The following is a 20,433-nucleotide window of genomic DNA, read 5'->3' as shown; positions in this document are numbered from 1 at the left end:
AAGGCTTCGGCGCCAGGAGCAATGATGATTACAATCGAACAAGCCAAACAGATGGCCAAGCGGCTGCGTGCGGCATTGGCTGCGCGCAATGAAGATGTCCCGCATGCTACCGCGCTGGAACTGACAGCCCAGCAACTGGGCTACAAGGACTGGAACACCGCCAGCGCGCTGCTGCCGTGCGAAGGCCCGCAGCCCTCGGTGACCTTCGACAGGCCCATCCCTATCCTGCGCAGTTTCGACGAAACCAAGGCCCGCGAGTTCTACCTGGATTTCCTCGGTTTCAGCGTCGAGTTCGAACACCGTTTCGAAGCTGATCTGCCCTTGTACCTGGGCATCAGCCGCAACGGCCTGCAACTGCACCTTTCCGAACACCATGGTGATGCCAGCCCCGGCTCGACCGTGTTTGTGCCGATGCACAACATCGAAGCGCTGCGCGACGAGTTGCTTGCCAAGCGCTACGGCTACGGGCGCCCGCAGATCGTGCAGCAGGGCTGGGGCCAGGTGTTGGAAGTGCATGACCCGTTCGGCAACCGCCTGCGGTTCTGCCAGGACTGACACGGCTTCACGGGTCGGTTTCGCCGGCCCGTTCTCCTACTCCCGATACGCGCTCACTGCTGCGCCAGAATGCTCTTGAGCAATCCCGGAAAACGACTCTCCAACGCGTCGCTGCGCAGCGAGTTCATGTGCGTGGTGCCCACGTTGCGGGTATGCACCAGGCCGGCGTCGCGCAGTACCCTGAAGTGATGGGACATGCTCGATTTGGGGCGCCCGCCGTCCAGTTCGCCGCAGGTGGCTTCGGGGACACCGGCCAGGCAGCGCACGATTTCCATGCGCACAGGGTCGCTCAGGGCGTAGAGCAGGCGCTCCAGGGTGAGGTCTTCGGGGGTGGGGTGGGTATAGGTTCGCATGGGGCACATGATAACGGGGCTTCCATAAATTGCCATAGTTCGATTATGATCGAACTATCGAAACTAGCATGCTTCCCGGAGTCATCATGTCTGCATTGTTCCAACCCTATACCCTCAAAGACGTCACGTTGCGCAACCGCATCGCGATCCCGCCGATGTGCCAGTACATGGCCAACGACGGCCTGATCAACGACTGGCACCATGTGCACCTGGCCGGCCTGGCCCGTGGTGGCGCCGGCCTGGTGGTGGTCGAGGCGACTGCCGTTGCGCCAGAAGGGCGTATCACACCCGGCTGCGCCGGTATCTGGAACGATGAACAGGCCCAGGCGTTCGTGCCGGTGGTCAACGCCATCAAGGCCGCAGGCTCGGTGCCGGGCATCCAGATCGCCCACGCCGGCCGCAAAGCCAGTGCCAACCGCCCGTGGGAAGGCGATGACCACATCGGCGAGGGTGACCTCAACGGTTGGGAAACGATTGCGCCGTCCGCCATTGCATTCGGTGCCAACCTGCCAAGAGTGCCGCGTGCCATGACCCTGGAGGACATCGCTCGTGTCCAGCAGGACTTCGTCGACGCGGCGCGCCGCGCACGTGACGCCGGCTTTGAATGGATCGAGCTGCATTTCGCGCACGGCTACCTGGGCCAGAGCTTCTTCTCCGAGCACTCCAACCAGCGTACCGATGCCTACGGCGGCAGCTTCGACAACCGCAGCCGTTTCCTGCTCGAAACCCTGGCCGCCGTGCGCGAAGTATGGCCGGAGCACCTGCCGCTGACCGCACGTTTCGGTGTACTGGAGTATGACGGTCGTGACGAGCAGACACTGGCCGAGTCCATCGAGCTGGCGCGTCGTTTCAAGGCTGGTGGCCTGGACCTGTTGAGCGTCAGTGTCGGCTTCACCATTCCTGACACCACTATCCCTTGGGGCCCGGCTTTCTTGGGTTCGATCGCCGAGCGCGTGCGACGCGAAGCCGATCTGCCGGTCACCTCGGCCTGGGGCTTCGGTACGCCGCAGTTGGCCGAGGGAGCCCTGCAGGCTGGCCAGCTCGATCTGGTGTCGGTAGGTCGGGCGCATCTGGCCGACCCGCACTGGTCCTACTTCGCAGCCAAGGAGCTGGGTGTCGACAAGGCCTCCTGGACCCTGCCGGCACCTTACGCGCATTGGCTCGAACGCTACCGCTGAGTCAGGGCGCAGCCGTCACTGCAAGGCTGCGCCGGGCGGTGCCTGGAAACAGCACCGCCGCGGCCAAGGCACAGAGCGCGCACAGCGCCCATAGCGAGCTCCAACCCCAATGGCTGACGGCAGCCGAGGCCGCAATGGGCGTGGCGAACAGCACCAGAAACACGCCGGTATTGCCCATGGCCAAGGCGGTGCCGGCGCGTTGAACACCGGCAACGTTGGCCAGTTCGGCATAGGCGACTCCATGCCAGATCGAGGCCACCACCCCGGCTGCCAGCACGGCAATCGGCAGGATCACGGTGGCCGCCGCCAACGCCGTACCCAGTAGCGAGACGGCAAGGCTGAGCCCCAGGAATGCCACTGCGCAGAGCAAGGCGCAGGCTTTCAGGAACACGCCTCGATTGTTCCTCCGGTCGGTCCAGCGACCACTCCACAAACGCCCGACAATCGCACCGACGTGCACCAGCGCCAAGGTGATCGACACCGTCGTCACATTCAGGCCCACGGCATCATGGAAGAACACCACGGCGTACGTCAGTACGGCAAATTGCGGTGCGCAGAGCAGGCTGATGGCGGCGGCGCTGCGCCATACCCGGCGATCACCCAAGGGGCTCGCGCGCTGTACATCGGGTCTGGCGGGCAAGAGGGTCGGTTCGTGGATCCACGCCGCGACCAGCATGCAACACACCAGACAGAGCACACCGGCAGTGCCGAACACCGCCTTGAACCCATAGGCCTGCGCCAGCCATGGCATCATCACAGCGCCCAGCGCGTAGCCAGCGGGCACCGCGGTTTGCCGGATGCTCATCGCCAACCCGCGTTCGCGCTCTTGGAACCACAGCATGATGGCCCGCCCGCTGGCGCCGTTGACGCTGCTGCCCAGCACTCCTGCGACAAACAGCCCCACGCCCAGCCCTGTCGCCGTGGGCGCATGGCCTGCGCTTGCGGCCAGGCACAGCAGCACCAGTGCCACGCTCGAGAGGCCAGTCAGCAAGACCGGGCGATCCCCCCAGCGGTCGGTCAGCAGGCCCCAGGGAATCTCGCTGATTGCAATCCCCAGACCCAGAATCCCCAGCACCCAGCCCAGCGCGCTGTCGGACAGTTGATAGTGACTGCGCAGAAACACGGCCGTGGCCGGTACGCCCCCCACCACGCAGGAGAAACAGGCGTTGGCGGCCACGCCGGCCCCCAGTACTTTCCAGCGATGTTGCGTGCCCAATGGCATGGATGCTCCCCCGATGCTGACGTTGTGAGGGGCAAGCGTGTCAGGTAATCTTCGTGCGAAATATCGAGTTATTTTTTAAATAATCCCGAAATTCAGGATGGTCATGCGCCCAGTCAGTTTCGATATCGATGTGCTGCGCAGCTTTGTTTGCGGCGTGGAGTCAGGCAGCTTCGCGGTCGCCGCCGACAAGTTGGCGCGCTCCACGTCCGCCATCAGTGCGCAGATGAAAAAACTCGAGGCGCAGGTGGGTGAGCCTTTGCTGCGCAAGTCGGGGCGAGGGCTGGCACTGACCCAGGCCGGGGAGCAGATGCTGGCGTACGCACGGCGCCTGGTGTGCCTCAATGACGAGGCCGTGTTGGCCGTGTCGCAGGCCGCGCTTGAGGGGTGGGTACGGTTCGGTCTGCAAGAGGACCTCAGCGGGTTTCTGCCCTCGGTGCTGGGCAGTTCGCGAGGGCGCATCCAAAGGTGCGGGTAGAGGCGCGCATTGCGCGCAATGCCGAGCTGCTTGGCCGCCTCGACGCCGGAACACTGGACCTGGCGGTGGTGTGGGGCGCTGGGGCGGGGCGCCAGCGTGAGGTGATCACCGAGCTGCCGATGACCTGGATCGGGTCGCAGGCGCAGCCGGTGATGTGGACGGCGGGCGGGGCACAACCGGTGCCGCTGGTGCTGTTCGATTCCCCGTGCCCGTTCCACTCGATGGCCACCGAGCGCCTGGAGGCGCAGGGCCTGGGTTGGCACATGGCGTTTACCAGCAGCAGCCTGCCGGGGCTGGCCGCTGCGACGCAGGCTGGCCTGGGTTATACGGTGCGCACCCGGCTGGGCCTGCAGCCCGGCACTCGCATTGTCGATGAGCGGGCTGTGGGGCTGCCGACATTGCCCTCGATTGCCTTGTCGCTGTGCTATCAGCAGGCCGAGCGGTCACCCGTGGTCGAGCGCCTCGCGGGCATCGTGGCGCAGGCGATTGGTATGGAGTTGAGCTGACTCATCTGCGGTGTTCGGCGACCAGCAGCAACGACTGCGGTATCGGGCTTTGCGGGTGCTGCGGCTCTTGCAGGGTGACCAGGCGCAACCCCGCCATGTCCAGCGCATTCAGCCAGCTGGACAATGTGCGTGCGTACCACGGCATGGGCTGCCATTGCCCCTGCAGCCCGGCAAAGGTCTCTTCGCGCCAGCCATCCTGATACTCACCTGCCGTGGCCGCCCACGGATGCAGCGTCTGGATCACCAGCGCGCCGCCCTGCGCGAGCAGCGCGTTCATGGCGCCGAGCAGGGGGATGATGTCCTGGTGCAGCAGGGCGAAGTTGGCGCAGATCAGGTCATAGTCTTTACCGATATCGACCTTCGCCTCTGCAAGTTCGGCATAGCTGGCCAGATGAACGAGCGCTGTGCCCGCCGACCGCGCTGCGTGCACCAGCGTCGGGTTGCCATCCACGCCGACGGCCTCGACGCCCCGTTCGGCCAGCGCCCGCAGCAGCCAGCCTTCGCCACAGCCAAGGTCCAGTACACGCGCGGGTTGTCGGCTGAGTATCGCCAGCAGTATTGCCTGATCGGTGACCTGGGTACGGCTTTGCAGGGCGCCGGTGCGAATGGCCTCGATCCAGGCGTGTGCGTTGTGGTGCCAGCTGCGCATAAGCGTGGTTTCGGGGGAGGGCATGGTGCGGTCCGCGGTCGTTGCTTGAGTCAAAGAATAGGCCATGCGCCGACGAGGCGGGGGGCGCTCATGGCTGGTGGGTATGCAGCACACGCTCGCGACCGCAACGATCGACCAGGCGAATGTGGTTGCGCCCGCCACGCTTGGACGCATACAGCGCGGCGTCGCCTTGCTCGATCAGCGCCGCGAGGCTGGCCGGCGGCTGGTCGAACAGGTTGGCGCCGATGCTCAGGGTGACAGCCTGCGGGGTGGTGAACGTTTGCGAGGCGGTCTTGTGGAACTGCTCGCGCAGTGCACCGCCCAGCGTCATCACCTGCTCGTTGCTGGCATGGGTCAGCAGGATGATGAACTCGTCACCGCCGAGCCGGGCTGCCAGTGCGCCATTGGGCAGCGCCGCGCGGATCATCTCGCTCAGTGCCACCAGCAAGCGGTCGCCCGCACTGTGCCCATACAGGTCGTTGACCAGTTTGAAGTTGTCGATATCGATCAGCAGCAAGGCCCCCGGCCGCTCGCCTGAAACGTCCTCCAGCAGCCGTGGCGCACGCACTTCGAGGGCGCGGCGGTTGTACAGGGCGGTCAACGGATCGCGTGCTGCCAGGCGCGCAATCTGTTTTTCGCGGCGGTAGCGTTCGGTACCGGTCATCGACAAGGCGATCAGCATGATTGCCATCGTGCCCTCGACCAGCGAGATCTGGATGATTTCGCCGCGCAATGCGGCCAGGTCGATCAACGTGCCGGGGATGACGGCGGTAATCGCCTTGGCGATATAGAACAGCCCGTGCAGCAGCAGTACATAGCGCAACTGCACTGCGCCTACGCTCAGCGACTTGCCGTGGGGGCGCAGCAGCAGGCTCGCTCGCAGGGTCAGCAGGGCGACCAGCAGTGAATTGACCAGCAACATCAGCTTGGACCACGGATGATCGTCGGGTAACAGCAGCAGGGCCAGCCAGGCGGCGAAGACCAGGTACCAGGTTCGTGACAGGCGCGCATGGGTGAAGCGCGCCACGCCCAGCAGGAACAGCCAATGGGCGGTAACCAGCAAGCCGTTGGCGAACCAGATGCCGATCAGCAGCATTCCGCTGGTACGCAGCAGCGCGAGTGTGGAGCCCACCGTGATCGTGGCAAAGCCTGCACTCCAGAACAGCAGAGAAGGCTCACGAATGCTGCGCCATTCGATCGCCAGGTACAGTGCGGCGGCGGCAGCGAGGGCGATCGTGATGGTCAACATCGTGGTTGGGTCGAGCGCCATGGTCGGGCTGGCCTGTGTGGTGTGCAATGAAAGGGGTAGATTGTAAGCGTTTGATTCAGATTTTCGCAGTGCCTGGCATGCAGGGTGTGGTGCGATGGTGCGTGTGCGGTGCCACCGGGATCGAGAGCCGAACCACCAAGGCTGGCCGCAGATTGATGTGGAGCCACCATGTCCCCGGCCCATGCATTTATCGCGCCCTTGAGATTGAACGACCGCTTCGCCAGCAAGCCAGGCTTGCTGGCGATCTGGTGCTCGCCAGGCCGCTAGTGCGCCAATTGCCGAGAAAGGTCGACATTCATGGCGTACTGCTGCGCGATGTCGACCAGTTTGCGGCTACTGCCCTGCACCGAACCCTCCCGTGTCCACAAAAACGGGAAGAACGTGAAGCACTGATCGGCGTTCGCAGCCTGCAGGTCCTCGCGCCAGCTCGGCCAGCGCAGATCCTGGTAGAAGTCGGTCAGTTGATCGCTCAGGGCCCAGCCCAGAAAGTCGCTATAGCCAATCTCCAGCGGCTCCCACCTCAGGGTGTCAGGCGCCCAGTAGTAGAGTGCCCCCAGGTCTTGGCCCAGCCCACCGCCATTGATGGAAAAGAACCCACCAGCCGCATCATCGGCCACCAGCAGGTGGCCCTCGGCGCGCCCCTTGCTCCAGTCGGCAAGCGTTCGCGACAATCGCGGGTGCCCGGCGCCAAGCACGCGCAGCCAGCCATGATCGATCAGTAAGCCGCCGGTCTCGTAGGCAATGGCGCCAAGGGTAGACCGTGTCGTGACCTGAAGGCCAAGCAGCACCCTGGCACGGTCTTCGGCGGGAGGCAGCAGCTCAAAGGGGCGTTGCGCCTGATCCAGCATTGCCTGGATCACCGGCAAGGCCGGGTCCTGAAGCTCGATCAGTTGGTCCAGCTGTTTCATTGTGCAATCCTTTCGGGGCCGACAGGCTGCCAGCACCAGAGAAAAAAGGCGGGCTGAAGGCGCGTCAGATCGGCCTGATCGTCACCCGCGCATTCCAGCGTTCACGATGACGCTCGCGCCACGTCGGATTGCCGGAGTCGAACCAGGCCAGCGTGGCCTGGATGCTGCCTTCATCAATCATGAAGGTGTCGATATGGCGGGCAACGGTTTCGTCCGCCAGATGAAGCACGTCCAGGTAGCCATTGAACGACGCCGCCAGTACCACATATTCATCCTCCTGCTGGCGACGACCGGTCCAGGCCGGCAGCGCAGCGACCATGGCAGCCACGTCCTGGCGCCCCTCGCGCAGATCGAGCAAGAGCAGGCTAGAACCACCATCGCGACCGATCGGCAGCAAGCCGGTGGCAGGGTACCCCGGCTGCCTGCGCGCCTGCGCAAGCTCCTCGGGGTTGCATTCCCACTGCTCATCCTGGCCCAGGCCGAACAGGGTGAAGCCCATCAGCTCCCGTTCGCCACTGGCCAGGACGACCTCCACGTCATATTCCAGGTACGCACCATTGCAGGTCTTCAGAAAGTGCCGGTAGTCATCGGGCAGGCGTGCCCCCAGTAGCGCTTCGAGCTGGGTGATGTCGTGGTCGCTGGCAGCCTCGCGAGTGTCTTCGACGAGCAGGCCTCGGTAATCGCTCATGCTCACTGCTTCAGGTAGGTATTCAGGCGTTGCACCGCGAACGCGTCGAACCCTTCCAGCGCATCGCTGGCAATCGCCTGTTCCTTGCCTTTGTATTCAACCACCGGCATGTAGAAGCAGGCATGCTCCACCACCGGGGACTTGCTGGGCTTTTTCGGGTCCAGGAAGGGGTAGGCACAGCCCATGCTCAGGATCTGCAGCCGCACGACCTTCAGCGTTTGCCCGACCGATGCGGCCTCGCACATCTCCCAGTCGATATTGCGCTTGTCCACTTCGGCCGCCATTTCACGGTTGCCCATACGGGTGAAGTGCTCGACTTCCATGGCGCCATTCATGAATACCGCCTGCTGGTTCGCCTCGGTTGGGCCAGGGCAGATACTCGTGACCCGGGTGACCTTGAACTCACCGCTGCCTTCCAGCTGCGCCGGGAAGCGCCGCTTCTGTTGCTCGAAGCCCGGATAGGTCGAGGCGAATGCCTCGGTCGGCATCAGCTCGGCGGCTGTTCGTGGCTTGGGCATCTCAGGTGTGGCGGCCATGGCTGCAGGAGCCAGAGCGGCGGCGAGCAGGCTGATGAGCGTGTTGCGTTTGAGCGTTGCGTTCAAAAAATTCACCTTGGAAAGTCGGTCAATACATCCTGGTGCGTAATCTGCGTGTTCCCTGCGCGCAAGGCAACCCCGACAGGCCCTTCAGGTACCTGCACTGGCCGCCTCGAGAATTCTCGGCCCGGTACCGTCTTGCCCCAGCGCGTCGCCGGGGTTGCGCAGCGGGCAATCATCCAGCGACAGGCAACCGCAACCTATGCAGTTGTCCAGGCTGTCTCGCAGCGCTTGCAGTGTGCGGATGCGCGCATTGAGGTCTTCGCGCCAGGCTGATGACATTTCCCCCCACTGCGCAGCGGTGAGCTTGCTGTTGGGCGGGTAACGTCCCAGTGCGCGTTTTATCTCCTCAAGCGGTATGCCCGTGCGCTGCGCCACCTTGATGATGGCGATGGTGCGCAACACCAGCGCAGGAAAACGCCGCTGGTTGCCGGCATTGCGTGTGCTGGCGATCAGCCCCTTCGACTCGTAGAAGTGCAAGGTCGACACCGGCACGCCGCTGCGTCTGGCGACCTCGCCAACCGTGAGTGAGCGCACGCCCTCGCTGTTTTTTTGTACTGCCATGCCGGTTGACCTCAACTTAAGTTGAGGTTTTATAGTCCGGCCCGATCTTTCCTGCAAGCGCGTTGCACTGCCGCCGGGCAGTGGGTGGCTGTGTGGTGAATACACTATCGATGATCGGAGCAATGCATGAGCAAACGGATGCTGTTGGGCGGCGTGGCGGCTGCGCTGGGCGTATTGGCTGTCGCCATTGTGCTGACCGCTGAGGGTCCATCGGAACCGGTGGTCGCGGCGTGGCCAGTGACCCAGGTGGCGCTGGCCACGGTGACGCAGTTGGAGGCACCACGGCAGGTCTTTGCCGCCGGTGAGCTGGAGGCGTCCCGCCAGGTGCAGGTGGCGGCAGAAACCTCCGGCCGCATCCAGACGATCGCATTCGATTCCGGTCAGTCGATCAAGCCGGGGCAGTTGCTGGTGCAGCTCAATGACGCCCCCGAGCGCGCCGAACGCGTGCGCCTGCGTGCGCAGTTGCACAATGCCCGCACACTGCATCAGCGTACCGCCACGCTGCGAACCGCGAACGTCGCCACGCAGCAGCAACTGGACAACGCCACGGCCGCACTGCAAATGGCCCAGGGCGAGCTGCAGCAGGTCGAAGCACTGATAGCGCAGAAAGCCATCCGTGCACCGTTCGGCGGTACGCTCGGCATCCGTCGTGTTCACCAGGGCCACTACCTGAGCGCAGGCGAGGCGGTTGCCAGCCTGGTGGATGCGAGCACGTTGCGGGTGAATTTTTCGCTGAACGAGCAGACGGCGGCGCACCTGCAAGCAGGGCAAGCCCTGGACCTGACGGTGGATGCGCTGCCACTACGCACGTTCCAGGCCAGGGTCAACGCCATCGACCCGCTGATCGGCAAGTCGCGCCAACTACAGGTGCAAGCCGTGCTGGACAACCCGCACGGCCAGTTGCAGGCGGGCATGTATGCCAGCGTGCGACTGCGTGCCGGACAGCCGACGGCGGTGCGGGTGGTACCCGAAACCGCCATTACCTACACCGCGTACGGGCAAACGGTGTTCATCGCCCGGCGCGATGGCGATCAGCGCCTGAGCGTGCACCGCGTGCGGGTCAACACGGGGGAGCGCTGGGAAGGCAGGGTGGAGGTCACGTCGGGGCTGGAGGTGGGCGATCAGGTGGTCGTTTCCGGTCAACTCAAGCTCAGCGATGGCATGCAGGTCGAGCCGGTCGCCACGGACACCCTGGCTGACAGTGTCGAGGGCCAGGCCTCGTGAAATTCACCGATCTGTTCGTGCGTCGCCCGGTGCTGGCGCTGGTGGTCAGCAGCCTGATTGTGCTCATGGGGTTGTTTGCCCTGGGCAAATTGCCGGTGCGCCAATACCCGCTGCTGGCAAGCTCGACCATCACGGTCAGTACCGAGTACCCCGGCGCGTCCGCCGAGCTCATGCAGGGCTTTGTGACACAGCCGATCACCCAGGCGGTGTCGTCGGTGGAGGGCATCGACTACCTGTCGTCATCGTCGGTGCAGGGGCGCAGTGTGATCACCCTGCGCATGCTGCTCAACCGCGATCCGACCCAGGCACTGAGCGAGACCATGGCCAAGGTCAACCAGGTGCGCTACCGCTTGCCGGACAACGCGTACGACCCAGTGGTCGAATTGTCTGCCGGCGATTCCACCGCTGTTGCCTATGTCGGGTTCTCCAGCGATACGCTGTCGATCCCTGAGCTGAGCGACTACCTTTCGCGCGTGGTCGAGCCGCAGTTGTCCGGCATCGATGGCGTGGCCAAGGTGCAGACGTTTGGCGGCCAGACACTGGCCATGCGCCTGTGGCTGGACAGTGAGCGCATGGCCGGGCACGGCATCACTGCGGCCGACGTGGCGGCGGCCGTGCGCCGCAACAACGTACAGGCCACGGCCGGGCAGGTACGCGGCCAGTTCGTGCTGGCCGATATCCGTATGGACACCGACCTGACCAGCGTTGAAGCCTTCGCCGACATGGTCGTGCTTAGCGAGGGCGCGCAACTGGTGCGCCTGCGCGACGTGGGGACGGTCGAGCTGAGCGCGGCCTCCACGCAGACCAGCGCGACCATGGACGGCAAACCGGCGGTGCATCTGGGGCTGTTCCCTACGCCTACGGGCAACCCGCTGGTGATCGTCGACGGCATTCGCACACTGTTGCCGCAGCTCCAGCAGACACTGCCGCCAGGCGTGAAGGTCGCGCTGGCCTACGAGACCGCGCGGTTTATCGAAGCGTCGATCCAGGAAGTGATGCACACGCTGCTGGAGGCCATGCTGATTGTGGTACTGGTGATCTGGCTGTCGCTGGGCTCGCTGCGCAGCGTGGCCATCCCGGTGCTGGCGATACCGCTGTCGATGCTCGGGGCTGCCGGGCTGATGCTGGCGTTCGGTTTCAGCATCAACCTGCTGACCTTGCTGGCGATGGTGCTGGCGATCGGGCTGGTGGTGGACGACGCCATCGTGGTGGTGGAGAACGTGCACCGGCATATCGAAGAGGGCCAGACGCCGATCGCCGCAGCCATGGCCGGCGCGCGCGAGATCGCCGGGCCGGTGATCGCCATGACCCTGACCCTGGCGGCGGTGTACGCGCCGATCGGGTTGATGGGCGGGCTCACGGGCACGCTGTTCCGCGAATTTGCCCTGACCCTGGCCGGCGCCGTGATCGTTTCCGGTGTCATCGCGCTGACCCTGTCGCCGGTGATGAGTTCGTTGCTGCTCAAGCCCGGTCAGCAGGAGGGCCGCATGGCCCGGCTGGCCGAGCAGGTGTTCGGCGGCCTGGCCGCAGCCTATGGCCGGGGGCTTGGACGCTCGCTGGCGCGGCGCTGGGTCAGCGGCGCGGTGGCCTTGCTGGTCTGCCTGAGCCTGCCATGGCTGTACCTGATGCCGCAGCGCGAGCTGGCCCCGCCCGAGGACCAGGCCACGGTACTGACCGCCATCAAGTCCCCACAGTATGCCAACCTCGATTACGTGGAGCGTTTCGCCAGCAAGCTCGATCAGGTCATGAAGCGCATTCCGGAAACCACCGATACCTGGATCATCAACGGCACCGATGGCCCGGCAGCCAGCTTTGGCGGCATCAACCTCAGCGACTGGCAGTCGCGCGAACGCTCCGCCGACCAGATCCAGGCCAAGTTGCAGCACGCTGTGGCGGACGTCGAGGGCAGCAGCATCTTTGCCTTTCAGGTGGCCTCGCTGCCGGGCTCCAGTGGCGGCTTGCCGGTGCAGATGGTGCTGCGTACCGCACAGGACTACCCGGTGCTGTACCAGGCCATGGAAACCCTCAAACAGCGCGCCCGCGACAGTGGCCTGTTCGTGGTGGTGGACAGCGACCTTGATTACAACAACCCCGTGGTCAACGTCAGTATCGACCGCGCCAAGGCCGCCAGCCTGGGTATCGGCATGCAAGACATCGGCGACTCCCTGGCGGTGTTGGTAGGCGAGCAGTACATCAACCGTTTCGCCCTGTACGGGCGCTCCTATGACGTGATCGCCCAGAGTACCCGCGAGCAGCGCCTGACACCCGAAGCGCTGGCTCGCCAGTATGTGCGTACCGCTCAGGGGCGGCTGGTGCCCTTGGCGACCGTCGTGCACCTGAAGATGAGCGTGGCGCCGAATCGGCTGTTCCAGTTCGACCAGCAGAATGCAAGCACGCTGCAGGCCATCCCTGCGCAGGGCGTGTCCCAGGGGCAGGCCGTAGCGTTTCTGGAGCAGTTGGCCAACCAGCTGCCACCAGCGTTCAGCCACGACTGGCAGTCCGAATCACGCCAGTATGTGCAGGAGGGCAGTGCGCTGGTGCTGGCGTTTCTGGCGGCCCTGGTGGTGATCTACCTGGTGCTTGCTGCGCAGTACGAAAGCCTGGTCGATCCGTTGATCATCCTGGTCACCGTGCCGCTGTCGATCTGCGGCGCGCTGCTACCGCTGGCGCTGGGCTGGGCGACACTCAATATCTATACCCAGATCGGCCTGGTCACGTTGATCGGCCTGATCAGCAAGCACGGCATCCTGATGGTGGAGTTCGCCAACGAGATCCAGGTGCGGGAAAACCTCGACCGGGCGGCCGCCATTATCCGGGCCGCGCAGATCCGCCTGCGCCCGGTGCTGATGACCACCGCGGCGATGACCTTCGGCGTGGCGCCGTTGCTGTTTGCCAGTGGTGCCGGTGCCAACAGCCGCTTCGGGCTCGGCGTGGTGATCGTGTGCGGCATGCTGGTCGGTACGCTGTTTACCTTGTTCGTGCTGCCCACCCTCTATTGCTGGCTGGCGCGCGACCATCGCGTGCAAGGCGTGCGGGCGCAGCAACTGGCGGATGCCGAGCGCAGCCTGGGCACTCAGGAGGTGCACTCATGAACCGCCTTGTGCACACACTGTGGTTGATGGCCGCGCTGGCGAGCGTGGGCGCCTGTACGGTGGGGCCGCAGTACCGTGAGCCCGACGTAGCGCCGATTCGACTGGCCAGCCCGCAGCAGGAGGCGTTTGCCGCGCCCGACGTGGCGTTGCCAGCGGCGTGGTGGCGCTTTTTCGACGACCGTCAGCTGGAGCAACTGATCGCCACCGCCGTGGCACACAACCATGACGTGCGCGTGGCGCGCGCGAACCTGCTGCTGGCCCGTGCCAGCCTGGATGAGGCTGATCTGGAACGCTTGCCCACCGTCACCAGTGGGCTGGCGTACCAGCGCAGCCGTGCGCAACAGGCCGTGACGGGGGGACGGCCGAGCCGCACCTTGTCCGAGTCGTGGCGAGCGGGCCTGGACCTGCAATGGGAGCTGGACCTGTTCGGGCGCCTGGACCACCTGAGCCGGGCGGCGCAAGCGCGTGTCGAGGCCTCGCAGGCAGAACTGGAGCAGGTGCGCCTGAGCATCGCCGCGCAAGTGGCCCATGCCTACTTCGACGCGCAAGGCCTGCGTCAGCAGTTGGCGCTGGCCCAGGCGCAAGTGCAGAGCTGGGCGCAGACCGTCAGCATGGCTGAGGCACAGTTGCAGGCTGGCAGCGGTCTGCCTGAAGAGCGCGAGAGTGCGCGCAGCCAACTGCTGAGGGCCCAGGCGAGCATCGCGCCCCTTGAAGGCCAGCTGCAAGGCAACCTTCATCGGCTGGCGGTGCTGTGCGGCGAGCGGCCGGGCAGCGTGTCGGCGGACCTTGGCGCATTGCCGCCCGCACCGCTGGCGCGCCAGCTGCCGCTGGGCGATGTGCACAGCCTGATCCGCAATCGACCGGATGTGTTGCGCGCCGAACGCCTGCTGGCTGCCCGCGTCGAGGACGTGGGGGCGGCAACGGCCGACCTTTATCCGCGGTTCAACGTGGGGGGCTTCATCGGCTTCCTTGCGGTGCGCAATGGTGACCTGGGCAGTGCCGCCCGCGCCTTCGAATTGGCCCCCGGGTTGACCTGGCCTGCCTTTGACCTGGGCACGGTGCGTGCGCGCTTGCGGGGTGCGCAGGCGTTGTCCGGCGGCGAGTCGGCGCGCTTCGAGCAGGTACTGCTGGTGGCGCTGGAAGAGGTGGAGGATGCCGTCACCCAGTTGGCACAGCATCAGCGGCACCTGCTGCTGATGGTGCAGGCGGGGCGCCACGGCGAGGTCTCGTTCGATCTCGCCCGGCAGCGATACAGCGCGGGGGCGGGTAGCTACCTGGCGGTACTGGAGAACCAGCGCGACCTGCTCAAGACGCAACAGGACATCGTGCTGGCGCAAACCGCCTCCTATCGCAATGTCGTGGACCTGTACAAGGCGCTGGCGTGGCGTACGCCGTTGGGGGGCTGAAGGTATGCAGGCGTCAATCCTTGCACTTGGCCAACACCACCTGGCACGTCGCGGGTGTGCCACCGGAGCGGCCGGCGTAGCGCTTGCAGTTGTCGAGCGACTTCTTGCGGGCGATGCCCAGGGTATCGCCCCACGCCAGGCCGCCTTCGCCCGCAGAAGGGACCGCCTTGGCATAGCAGTTGGAGCCTTGGTGTGCCGCGATATAGCGGGCCTTGGAGGCGTTGCCTGAGCAACCGGCGGTCAATGTCAGGGCGACGGCGAGCAGGTAGAGCAGGGGCCGACGGGCGGTTGTCATGGTCATGCGCGAACCTCGGATGTGCATTGCCTGTACCGGCCTCCTTCGCTGGCAAGCCAGCGAAGGAGGCCGCCGGGTTGCACACTGACAGATCGCGCACGACTTCTGGCGGAAAAACTGGATAATGGCGGCCAATTTCGTTTTGCTTGGTAATGGTAATCCCGCATGGAAATCAAGGTCAATTTTCTCGACAACCTTCGACTTGAAGCCAAGTTCGATGATTTCACGGTGGTGGCCGATCAACCAATCCGCTACAAGGGCGATGGCTCGGCACCGGGCCCGTTCGATTATTTCCTGGCATCCTCGGCCCTGTGCGCCGCGTACTTCGTGAAGTTGTACTGCCAGACCCGCGATATCCCCACCGACAACATCCGCCTGTCGCAAAACAACATTGTCGACCCGGAAAACCGCTACAACCAGATCTTCAAGATCCAGGTCGAGCTGCCGGCAGACATCAGCGACAAGGACCGCCAGGGCATCCTGCGCTCCATCGACCGTTGCACGGTGAAAAAGGTGGTGCAAGCCGGGCCTGAGTTCGTGATCGAAGAGGTGCAGAACCTCGACGCCGACGCCCAGGCGCTGCTGATGCCCGATTCGGCCTCGGATGCCAGCACCTACATCGCCGGCAAGGACCTGCCGCTGGAGCAGACCATCGCCAACATGTCCGGCATCCTCGCCGGCCTTGGCATGAAGATCGAAATCGCCTCGTGGCGCAATATCGTGCCCAACGTGTGGTCGCTGCATGTGCGCGACGCGCATTCGCCGATGTGCTTCACCAACGGCAAGGGCGCTACCAAGGAAGGCGCCCTGGCGTCGGCGCTGGGCGAGTTCATCGAGCGCCTGAACTGCAACTTCTTCTACAACGACCAGTTCTGGGGTGAGGACATCGCCAACGCGGCGTTCGTGCATTACCCCGATGAGCGCTGGTTCAAACCAGGCCGCAAAGACGCGCTGCCGGCTGAAATCCTTGATGCGTACTGCCTGCAGATCTACAACCCGGAGGGCGAGCTGCGTGGCTCGCACCTGTACGACACCAACTCCGGCAATGTGCAGCGCGGCATCTGTTCGCTGCCGTACGTGCGCCAGTCCGACGGCGAGGTGGTGTACTTCCCGTCCAACCTGGTCGAAAACCTGTATTTGAGCAATGGCATGAGCGCCGGCAACACGCTGGCCGAAGCTCAGGTGCAATGCCTGTCGGAAATCTTCGAACGCGCGGTCAAGCGCGAAATCCTGGAGGGCGAACTGGCCCTGCCGGATGTGCCGCACCAGGTGCTTGCCAAGTACCCGGGCATCCTGGCGGGTATTGAAGGCCTTGAGGCCCAGGGCTTCCCGGTGCTGGTCAAGGATGCGTCGTTGGGCGGCGAGTTCCCGGTGATGTGTGTCACCTTGATGAACCCGCGCACGGGGGGCGTATTCGCCTCGTTCGGCGCGCACCCAAGCTTTGAAGTGGCACTGGAGCGCAGCCTCACCGAGTTGCTGCAGGGCCGCAGCTTCGAAGGCCTGAACGACCTGCCGCAGCCGACCTTTGAAAGCAACGCGGTGACCGAGCCGAACAACTTTGTCGAGCATTTCATCGACTCCAGCGGCGTGGTGTCGTGGCGCTTCTTCAGTGCCAGGTCCGATTTCGAGTTCGTCGAGTGGGACTTCTCGGGCCAGGGCGAGAACTCCAACGAGCAAGAAGCCGCGACCCTGTTCGGCATCCTCCAAGCCATGGGCAAGGAAACCTACATGGCGGTGTACGAACACCTGGGCGCCACCGCCTGCCGCATCCTGGTGCCGGATTATTCGGAGATCTACCCGATCGACGACCTGATCTGGGACAACACCAACAAGGCGCTGTTCTTCCGCGAAGATATCCTCAACCTGCATCGCCTGGACGACGCCGGCCTGCAAGCGCTGGTCGAGCGCCTGGAAGACAGCGAGCTGGACGACTACACCGACATCAAGACCCTGATCGGCATCGAGTTCGATGACAATACGGCCTGGGGCCAGTTGACGATTCTGGAACTCAAACTGCTGATCTATCTCGCCCTGCAGCAGTACGAGGAGGCCAGCGACCTGGTCGGCGCCTTCCTGCAGTTCAACGACAACACGGTCGAGCGCGGCTTGTTCTATCAGGCCATGAACGCGGTGCTGGAGATTGTGCTGGACGACGAGCTGGAACTGGACGATTACGAGGTCAACTTGCGTCGCATGTTCGGCAACCCGCGCATGGACGCGGTGATCGGGTCGGTGGAGGGCAGCGTGCGTTTCTTCGGCCTGACCCCGACCAGCCTGCAGCTCGAAGGGCTGGACCGGCACCTGCGGCTGATCGACAGCTACAAGAAGCTGCACACTGCGCGGGCCAACGTGGCGAAGTAGACGGCGCAACCGCGACAGACGGAAAAGCACCTCGCCAGGTGCTTTTTTGTTATGTGCGGGCAGCCTCAGTTGCGAAAATACAGCTCATCGAGCTGGCGCCGTCGAATCGCCAGGTACTCTTCCCATACCTTGGGAAAGTCCCGCTCCCGGGTAAGCGGGAACGTCAGGTAGATGAACCTGCCGGTGACCTGGATGTACTGGCGTGCGCGCTTGAAGGTGGGTTGCTCGGTGACCGAGACGCTTTCATCGTAAGCGTCATGGTGATGGTAGATGTCCATGCGGTGTGGCGCGATCATGCCCCGCGCAAAATCGATCACCCAGCCATGGCCCAGGGCGGTGCCCAGATACCCGTAGATACCGTCGCTGGAAAGGCTGATACACGACCTGGCCTGCGCACCGTCGTCGTCATTGACCAGCACGATCTGGTCGTTGAAGTAGCCGATGGTGCGATCGTCGGGGCCGCGCAGCACCAGGTTCCAGCCTTCGGCAGACATGCGGAACTCGCCCTGGTTCTCGAACATGGCGACCCAGCCGTTGGCGAGGGTGACGCTGTGGCTGCTCATCGGCCGGGGGTATCCAGCAACTCGGCAATTTTTTTACGCAGGCCGCCGTGGGCCTCCTCGGCGTAGGGGATTGCGGTCTTCCAGTCATAGAACCAGACGGGCATCTTGCGGTGCTGTTCAGGTTCGCTGGCATAGCGCGGGAACAGGTGGCAGTGCAGCTCCGGCTCGGAGTTGCCGAGAATTTCATAGTTCATGCGCACCGCACCGGTGGCCTGCAAGGCGGCGTCACCCAGGCGTGCCATGTCCAGCAGGTAGGTCGCCCTGGCTTCGGTATCCAGATCATTCAGGCTTTCGACGACGGGATCGGGCAGCAGCAGGCAGTAGCCCGGCAGGAACTGCACATCGCCCATCACTGCCCAGCCTGAGGGCATGCGGCAGATGACTTTGTCGTTTTCGCCTTTGCGGGCGAGGGCAACACGTTCAGAGATCAGGGGCATCTATCGTCCTTGATGGGGTGGGGGAACGGCGTATTGAAGCATGGATAACGCCGTCTGGTCATGCCGTGCATTTCACCGCTGGGGGGGTGGCCAACAGCCCGCGCAACAGCAGCTCCAACCCGGCAATGGCCTGTTCCAGGCGCGCATCGCCTTCGTCGCCGTCCGCTATCCAGAAGGCCGCTTCGGCCAGGCTGCCATAGATCAGGATTGCCAGTGCCCCCGCGTCGGCGTGGGCAACGATGCCTTGGTTCATGAGCTGTTGAATCAGGCGCCGCATCGATTCGATGCAGTGGCGTTGTGACGCGGGCGAGGCGCCGCCCAGTACCGCCCTCGCATCGCGCAGTACGACACGCTGGATTTCCACTTCCAGCGCCATTTCCAGATACCCGCGGCAGCGCCTGCGAAAACCTTCCCAGGCATTCTCTGCAGTGTCGGAGATGGCTTGCAGTCGCGCATCCATTTCAGCATCGATCTGCGCCACCACCGCAGTCAACAGGCCTTTCTTGTCGCCGAAATGGTGATACAGCGCACCTCGGGTCAAGCCCGCCTGTGCAGTGAGGTCATCCATTGAGGTGTCTGCGTAGCCTCGCACGGTGAAACACTGACGGGCAGTGGTCAACAGTGTGGCGCGGGTTTCTTCCATCTCCACACGGGTTCGACGAACCATCCAGACTCCTTACATACGAGAGGTATGATTATTTACATTCGAGACGTATGAATGTAGGGTTTATTCATACGGCGTGTATGTATTGTCCCTGCGCCGTGTTGCCCTGGCAAGCATCAAGCCGCCTGGCAAAGCTGGATGACCTCATCTCAAGGAGTTGAACCATGCGTACCGCTGCACTGGCTGGCGCACAAGCCTCATCGTCCAAGCCGTGGCTGGCCGTCGTTGCGGTAGCCCTGGCCACCTTCTCGGTGGTCACCACAGAAATGTTGCCGGTGGGCATGCTGACCGCTATCGCCGACAGCCTGGGCAGTACTACCGGCACCGCGGGGCTGATGATTTCGCTGCCCGCGCTGCTGGCTGCGTTGTTCGCACCACTGGTGGTGATCGCATCGGGTGGGCTGGACCGGCGCACGCTGTTGTGCGGATTGCTCGGCCTGCTGGTGCTCGCCAACAGTGCCTCGGCATTGGCACCGAGCATGGCATGGCTGCTCGCCGCGCGGGTACTGGTCGGCTTTTGCATCGGTGGTATCTGGGCGATAGCGGGTGGATTGGCGACACGGCTGGTGCCGGATCACTCTGTCGGGCTGGCAACGTCCATCATCTTCGGTGGGGTAGCCGCCGCTTCGGTCCTTGGCGTACCCCTGGGTGCGCTGATCGGCGATAACCTCGGATGGCGTTGGGCCTTTGGCATCATGGCGCTGTTCAGTGCGCTGGTGCTTGCCCTGCACGTGCGTGTCATTGCGCCGCTGCCGGTAACCCGCTCTGCGAGCGTGCGCCAGTTCACTGAGCAACTGCACAATCGCATGCTGCAAGCCGGGCTGGTGCTGACGCTGCTGCTGGTGGCCGGTCATTTCGCAGCGTTTACCTTCGTGCGTCCATTACTGCAGACGATCTCGATGTTCGACACCCAGTGGATCAGCCCCTTGCTGTTCGCTTATGGCGTGGCCGGCATCGTCGGCAATTTCGCGGCGGGCATGGCCGCGGCGCATCGCACGACAACGACCGTGGGCGTGATCGGATTGGGCCTGCTGGCCACCGCAGTACTGTTCCTTGTGGTGGGTGACTCGAACATCGGTGGCGCCCTGGTGCTGCTTGTCTGGGGCCTGGCGTACGGCGGTGTATCGGTTGCCCTGATGACGTGGATGATGAAGGCTGCGCCACATGCGGTAGAGATTGCCGCATCGTTGTACGTGGGGGTGTTCAACATCGGTATCGCGCTGGGCGCCGGGCTCGGGGGGCTGGTGGTGGATGGCGGGGGCCCGACCGGCAACCTCTGGTTGGCCGGTGCACTCACCGCAGGCGCCTTGCTGGTGTGCTGTGGGGCAGCCTGGCGCAGCAGCAAGACGGAACAGCCCGTTGCACGGCAATGATTACGCGTCGACCCGCTCGACGTAGCTGGATTCGCCCCCCCTGGTAAGTGCTCG

At 64.2% G+C, this 20,433-nt stretch carries 21 protein-coding genes; 9 read left to right on the top strand and 12 right to left on the bottom strand.

Annotated features, from left to right (window positions below):
• The first annotated feature begins 24 nt into the window (after positions 1 to 24).
• On the top strand, positions 25 to 555 hold the full coding sequence (locus KUO17_RS17510; protein WP_217976788.1) for a glyoxalase superfamily protein: 531 nt from the start codon (positions 25 to 27) through the stop codon (positions 553 to 555).
• 53 nt (positions 556 to 608) lie between these two features.
• Here KUO17_RS17510 and KUO17_RS17505 read toward each other — a convergent pair whose 3' ends face one another.
• The gene (locus KUO17_RS17505; protein WP_217976787.1) at positions 609 to 944 is read right to left on the bottom strand and encodes an ArsR/SmtB family transcription factor; all 336 of its coding nucleotides are present in this window, start codon (positions 942 to 944) and stop codon (positions 609 to 611) included.
• Between the two features lie 50 nt (positions 945 to 994).
• Between KUO17_RS17505 and KUO17_RS17500 the strand changes: the two genes are divergently transcribed.
• Complete coding sequence (locus KUO17_RS17500; RefSeq protein WP_217976786.1) at positions 995 to 2,086, top strand: NADH:flavin oxidoreductase/NADH oxidase; 1,092 nt, start codon at positions 995 to 997, stop codon at positions 2,084 to 2,086.
• Position 2,087: 1 nt separating this feature from the next.
• Here the strand turns inward: KUO17_RS17500 and KUO17_RS17495 are convergent, their stop codons facing one another.
• Positions 2,088 to 3,308: an MFS transporter gene (locus KUO17_RS17495; RefSeq protein ID WP_217976785.1), complete on the bottom strand. Its 1,221-nt coding sequence runs from the start codon at positions 3,306 to 3,308 to the stop codon at positions 2,088 to 2,090.
• Positions 3,309 to 3,411: 103 nt separating this feature from the next.
• Here KUO17_RS17495 and KUO17_RS26725 point away from each other — a divergent pair, with 103 nt between their 5' ends.
• Positions 3,412 to 3,783, top strand: coding sequence for a LysR family transcriptional regulator (locus tag KUO17_RS26725; RefSeq protein ID WP_255263640.1), 372 nt, complete (start codon positions 3,412 to 3,414; stop codon positions 3,781 to 3,783).
• Positions 3,774 to 4,289 carry a LysR substrate-binding domain-containing protein gene (locus KUO17_RS26720; protein ID WP_341869630.1) on the top strand — a complete coding sequence of 172 codons (516 nt, stop codon included), beginning with the start codon at positions 3,774 to 3,776 and terminating at the stop codon, positions 4,287 to 4,289. Before KUO17_RS26725 ends, KUO17_RS26720 begins: the two co-directional genes overlap by 10 nt.
• A 1-nt stretch (position 4,290) precedes the next feature.
• Here the strand turns inward: KUO17_RS26720 and KUO17_RS17485 are convergent, their stop codons facing one another.
• The 6 genes from KUO17_RS17485 to soxR all read right to left on the bottom strand — a co-directional run bounded on the left by KUO17_RS17485 (position 4,291) and on the right by soxR (position 8,964).
• Positions 4,291 to 4,962, bottom strand: a complete 672-nt coding sequence (locus KUO17_RS17485; RefSeq protein WP_217976784.1) for a class I SAM-dependent methyltransferase — start codon at positions 4,960 to 4,962, stop codon at positions 4,291 to 4,293.
• A gap of 64 nt (positions 4,963 to 5,026) precedes the next feature.
• Entirely contained in the window at positions 5,027 to 6,208 is a 1,182-nt protein-coding gene (locus KUO17_RS17480; RefSeq protein ID WP_217976783.1) for a GGDEF domain-containing protein, read from the bottom strand.
• A gap of 263 nt (positions 6,209 to 6,471) precedes the next feature.
• Positions 6,472 to 7,116, bottom strand: a complete 645-nt coding sequence (locus tag KUO17_RS17475) for a DUF2625 domain-containing protein (RefSeq protein WP_217976782.1) — start codon at positions 7,114 to 7,116, stop codon at positions 6,472 to 6,474.
• Between the two features lie 64 nt (positions 7,117 to 7,180).
• The gene (locus KUO17_RS17470) at positions 7,181 to 7,804 is read right to left on the bottom strand and encodes an SMI1/KNR4 family protein (RefSeq protein ID WP_217976781.1); all 624 of its coding nucleotides are present in this window, start codon (positions 7,802 to 7,804) and stop codon (positions 7,181 to 7,183) included.
• A 2-nt stretch (positions 7,805 to 7,806) separates the two neighbouring features.
• Complete coding sequence (locus KUO17_RS17465; protein ID WP_217976780.1) at positions 7,807 to 8,406, bottom strand: hypothetical protein; 600 nt, start codon at positions 8,404 to 8,406, stop codon at positions 7,807 to 7,809.
• Positions 8,407 to 8,490: 84 nt separating this feature from the next.
• Positions 8,491 to 8,964: a redox-sensitive transcriptional activator SoxR gene (soxR, locus tag KUO17_RS17460; protein WP_217976779.1), complete on the bottom strand. Its 474-nt coding sequence runs from the start codon at positions 8,962 to 8,964 to the stop codon at positions 8,491 to 8,493.
• 126 nt (positions 8,965 to 9,090) lie between these two features.
• On the opposite strand from soxR, the gene KUO17_RS17455 reads away from it, so the two are divergent.
• From KUO17_RS17455 to KUO17_RS17445, 3 genes are read left to right on the top strand one after another with little or no spacing between them, the layout of a single operon-like run.
• Positions 9,091 to 10,188 carry an efflux RND transporter periplasmic adaptor subunit gene (locus KUO17_RS17455; protein WP_217976778.1) on the top strand — a complete coding sequence of 366 codons (1,098 nt, stop codon included), beginning with the start codon at positions 9,091 to 9,093 and terminating at the stop codon, positions 10,186 to 10,188.
• Positions 10,185 to 13,280 carry a MexW/MexI family multidrug efflux RND transporter permease subunit gene (locus KUO17_RS17450; protein ID WP_217976777.1) on the top strand — a complete coding sequence of 1,032 codons (3,096 nt, stop codon included), beginning with the start codon at positions 10,185 to 10,187 and terminating at the stop codon, positions 13,278 to 13,280. The genes KUO17_RS17455 and KUO17_RS17450 overlap by 4 nt, the downstream gene beginning before the upstream one ends.
• The gene (locus KUO17_RS17445) at positions 13,277 to 14,686 is read left to right on the top strand and encodes an efflux transporter outer membrane subunit (protein ID WP_217976776.1); all 1,410 of its coding nucleotides are present in this window, start codon (positions 13,277 to 13,279) and stop codon (positions 14,684 to 14,686) included. Before KUO17_RS17450 ends, KUO17_RS17445 begins: the two co-directional genes overlap by 4 nt.
• A 13-nt stretch (positions 14,687 to 14,699) precedes the next feature.
• Here KUO17_RS17445 and KUO17_RS17440 read toward each other — a convergent pair whose 3' ends face one another.
• Positions 14,700 to 14,987, bottom strand: coding sequence for a hypothetical protein (locus KUO17_RS17440; protein ID WP_255263639.1), 288 nt, complete (start codon positions 14,985 to 14,987; stop codon positions 14,700 to 14,702).
• 159 nt (positions 14,988 to 15,146) lie between these two features.
• Between KUO17_RS17440 and KUO17_RS17435 the strand changes: the two genes are divergently transcribed.
• Complete coding sequence (locus KUO17_RS17435) at positions 15,147 to 17,342, top strand: OsmC domain/YcaO domain-containing protein (RefSeq protein WP_217976775.1); 2,196 nt, start codon at positions 15,147 to 15,149, stop codon at positions 17,340 to 17,342.
• Positions 17,343 to 17,407: 65 nt separating this feature from the next.
• Here KUO17_RS17435 and KUO17_RS17430 read toward each other — a convergent pair whose 3' ends face one another.
• From KUO17_RS17430 to KUO17_RS17420, 3 genes are read right to left on the bottom strand one after another with little or no spacing between them, the layout of a single operon-like run.
• Entirely contained in the window at positions 17,408 to 17,905 is a 498-nt protein-coding gene (locus tag KUO17_RS17430) for a hypothetical protein (protein ID WP_217976774.1), read from the bottom strand.
• Entirely contained in the window at positions 17,902 to 18,342 is a 441-nt protein-coding gene (locus tag KUO17_RS17425) for an HIT family protein (protein WP_217976773.1), read from the bottom strand. Before KUO17_RS17425 ends, KUO17_RS17430 begins: the two co-directional genes overlap by 4 nt.
• 58 nt (positions 18,343 to 18,400) lie before the next feature.
• Positions 18,401 to 19,009: a TetR/AcrR family transcriptional regulator gene (locus tag KUO17_RS17420; protein ID WP_217976772.1), complete on the bottom strand. Its 609-nt coding sequence runs from the start codon at positions 19,007 to 19,009 to the stop codon at positions 18,401 to 18,403.
• Between the two features lie 161 nt (positions 19,010 to 19,170).
• Between KUO17_RS17420 and KUO17_RS17415 the strand changes: the two genes are divergently transcribed.
• Positions 19,171 to 20,379 carry an MFS transporter gene (locus KUO17_RS17415; RefSeq protein ID WP_217976771.1) on the top strand — a complete coding sequence of 403 codons (1,209 nt, stop codon included), beginning with the start codon at positions 19,171 to 19,173 and terminating at the stop codon, positions 20,377 to 20,379.
• The last annotated feature ends 54 nt before the right edge of the window (positions 20,380 to 20,433 follow it).

It is taken from the genome of Pseudomonas aegrilactucae, from assembly GCF_019168305.1.
GTDB lineage: Bacteria > Pseudomonadota > Gammaproteobacteria > Pseudomonadales > Pseudomonadaceae > Aquipseudomonas > Aquipseudomonas aegrilactucae.
Note: the sequence above shows the minus strand (reverse complement) of the source record. Positions and strands in the feature narration are given on the sequence as shown.

Coding starts and splice junctions, on each gene's coding strand:
- KUO17_RS17510 (WP_217976788.1), top strand. CDS start 25: ATGATTACAATCGAACAAGCCAAACAGATGGCCAAGCGGCTGCGTGCG.
- KUO17_RS17505 (WP_217976787.1), bottom strand. CDS start 944: ATGGCAATTTATGGAAGCCCCGTTATCATGTGCCCCATGCGAACCTAT.
- KUO17_RS17500 (WP_217976786.1), top strand. CDS start 995: ATGTCTGCATTGTTCCAACCCTATACCCTCAAAGACGTCACGTTGCGC.
- KUO17_RS17495 (WP_217976785.1), bottom strand. CDS start 3,308: ATGCCATTGGGCACGCAACATCGCTGGAAAGTACTGGGGGCCGGCGTG.
- KUO17_RS26725 (WP_255263640.1), top strand. CDS start 3,412: ATGCGCCCAGTCAGTTTCGATATCGATGTGCTGCGCAGCTTTGTTTGC.
- KUO17_RS17485 (WP_217976784.1), bottom strand. CDS start 4,962: ATGCCCTCCCCCGAAACCACGCTTATGCGCAGCTGGCACCACAACGCA.
- KUO17_RS17480 (WP_217976783.1), bottom strand. CDS start 6,208: ATGGCGCTCGACCCAACCACGATGTTGACCATCACGATCGCCCTCGCT.
- KUO17_RS17475 (WP_217976782.1), bottom strand. CDS start 7,116: ATGAAACAGCTGGACCAACTGATCGAGCTTCAGGACCCGGCCTTGCCG.
- KUO17_RS17470 (WP_217976781.1), bottom strand. CDS start 7,804: ATGAGCGATTACCGAGGCCTGCTCGTCGAAGACACTCGCGAGGCTGCC.
- soxR (WP_217976779.1), bottom strand. CDS start 8,964: ATGGCAGTACAAAAAAACAGCGAGGGCGTGCGCTCACTCACGGTTGGC.
- KUO17_RS17455 (WP_217976778.1), top strand. CDS start 9,091: ATGAGCAAACGGATGCTGTTGGGCGGCGTGGCGGCTGCGCTGGGCGTA.
- KUO17_RS17445 (WP_217976776.1), top strand. CDS start 13,277: ATGAACCGCCTTGTGCACACACTGTGGTTGATGGCCGCGCTGGCGAGC.
- KUO17_RS17440 (WP_255263639.1), bottom strand. CDS start 14,987: ATGACCATGACAACCGCCCGTCGGCCCCTGCTCTACCTGCTCGCCGTC.
- KUO17_RS17435 (WP_217976775.1), top strand. CDS start 15,147: ATGGAAATCAAGGTCAATTTTCTCGACAACCTTCGACTTGAAGCCAAG.
- KUO17_RS17430 (WP_217976774.1), bottom strand. CDS start 17,905: ATGAGCAGCCACAGCGTCACCCTCGCCAACGGCTGGGTCGCCATGTTC.
- KUO17_RS17425 (WP_217976773.1), bottom strand. CDS start 18,342: ATGCCCCTGATCTCTGAACGTGTTGCCCTCGCCCGCAAAGGCGAAAAC.
- KUO17_RS17420 (WP_217976772.1), bottom strand. CDS start 19,009: ATGGTTCGTCGAACCCGTGTGGAGATGGAAGAAACCCGCGCCACACTG.
- KUO17_RS17415 (WP_217976771.1), top strand. CDS start 19,171: ATGCGTACCGCTGCACTGGCTGGCGCACAAGCCTCATCGTCCAAGCCG.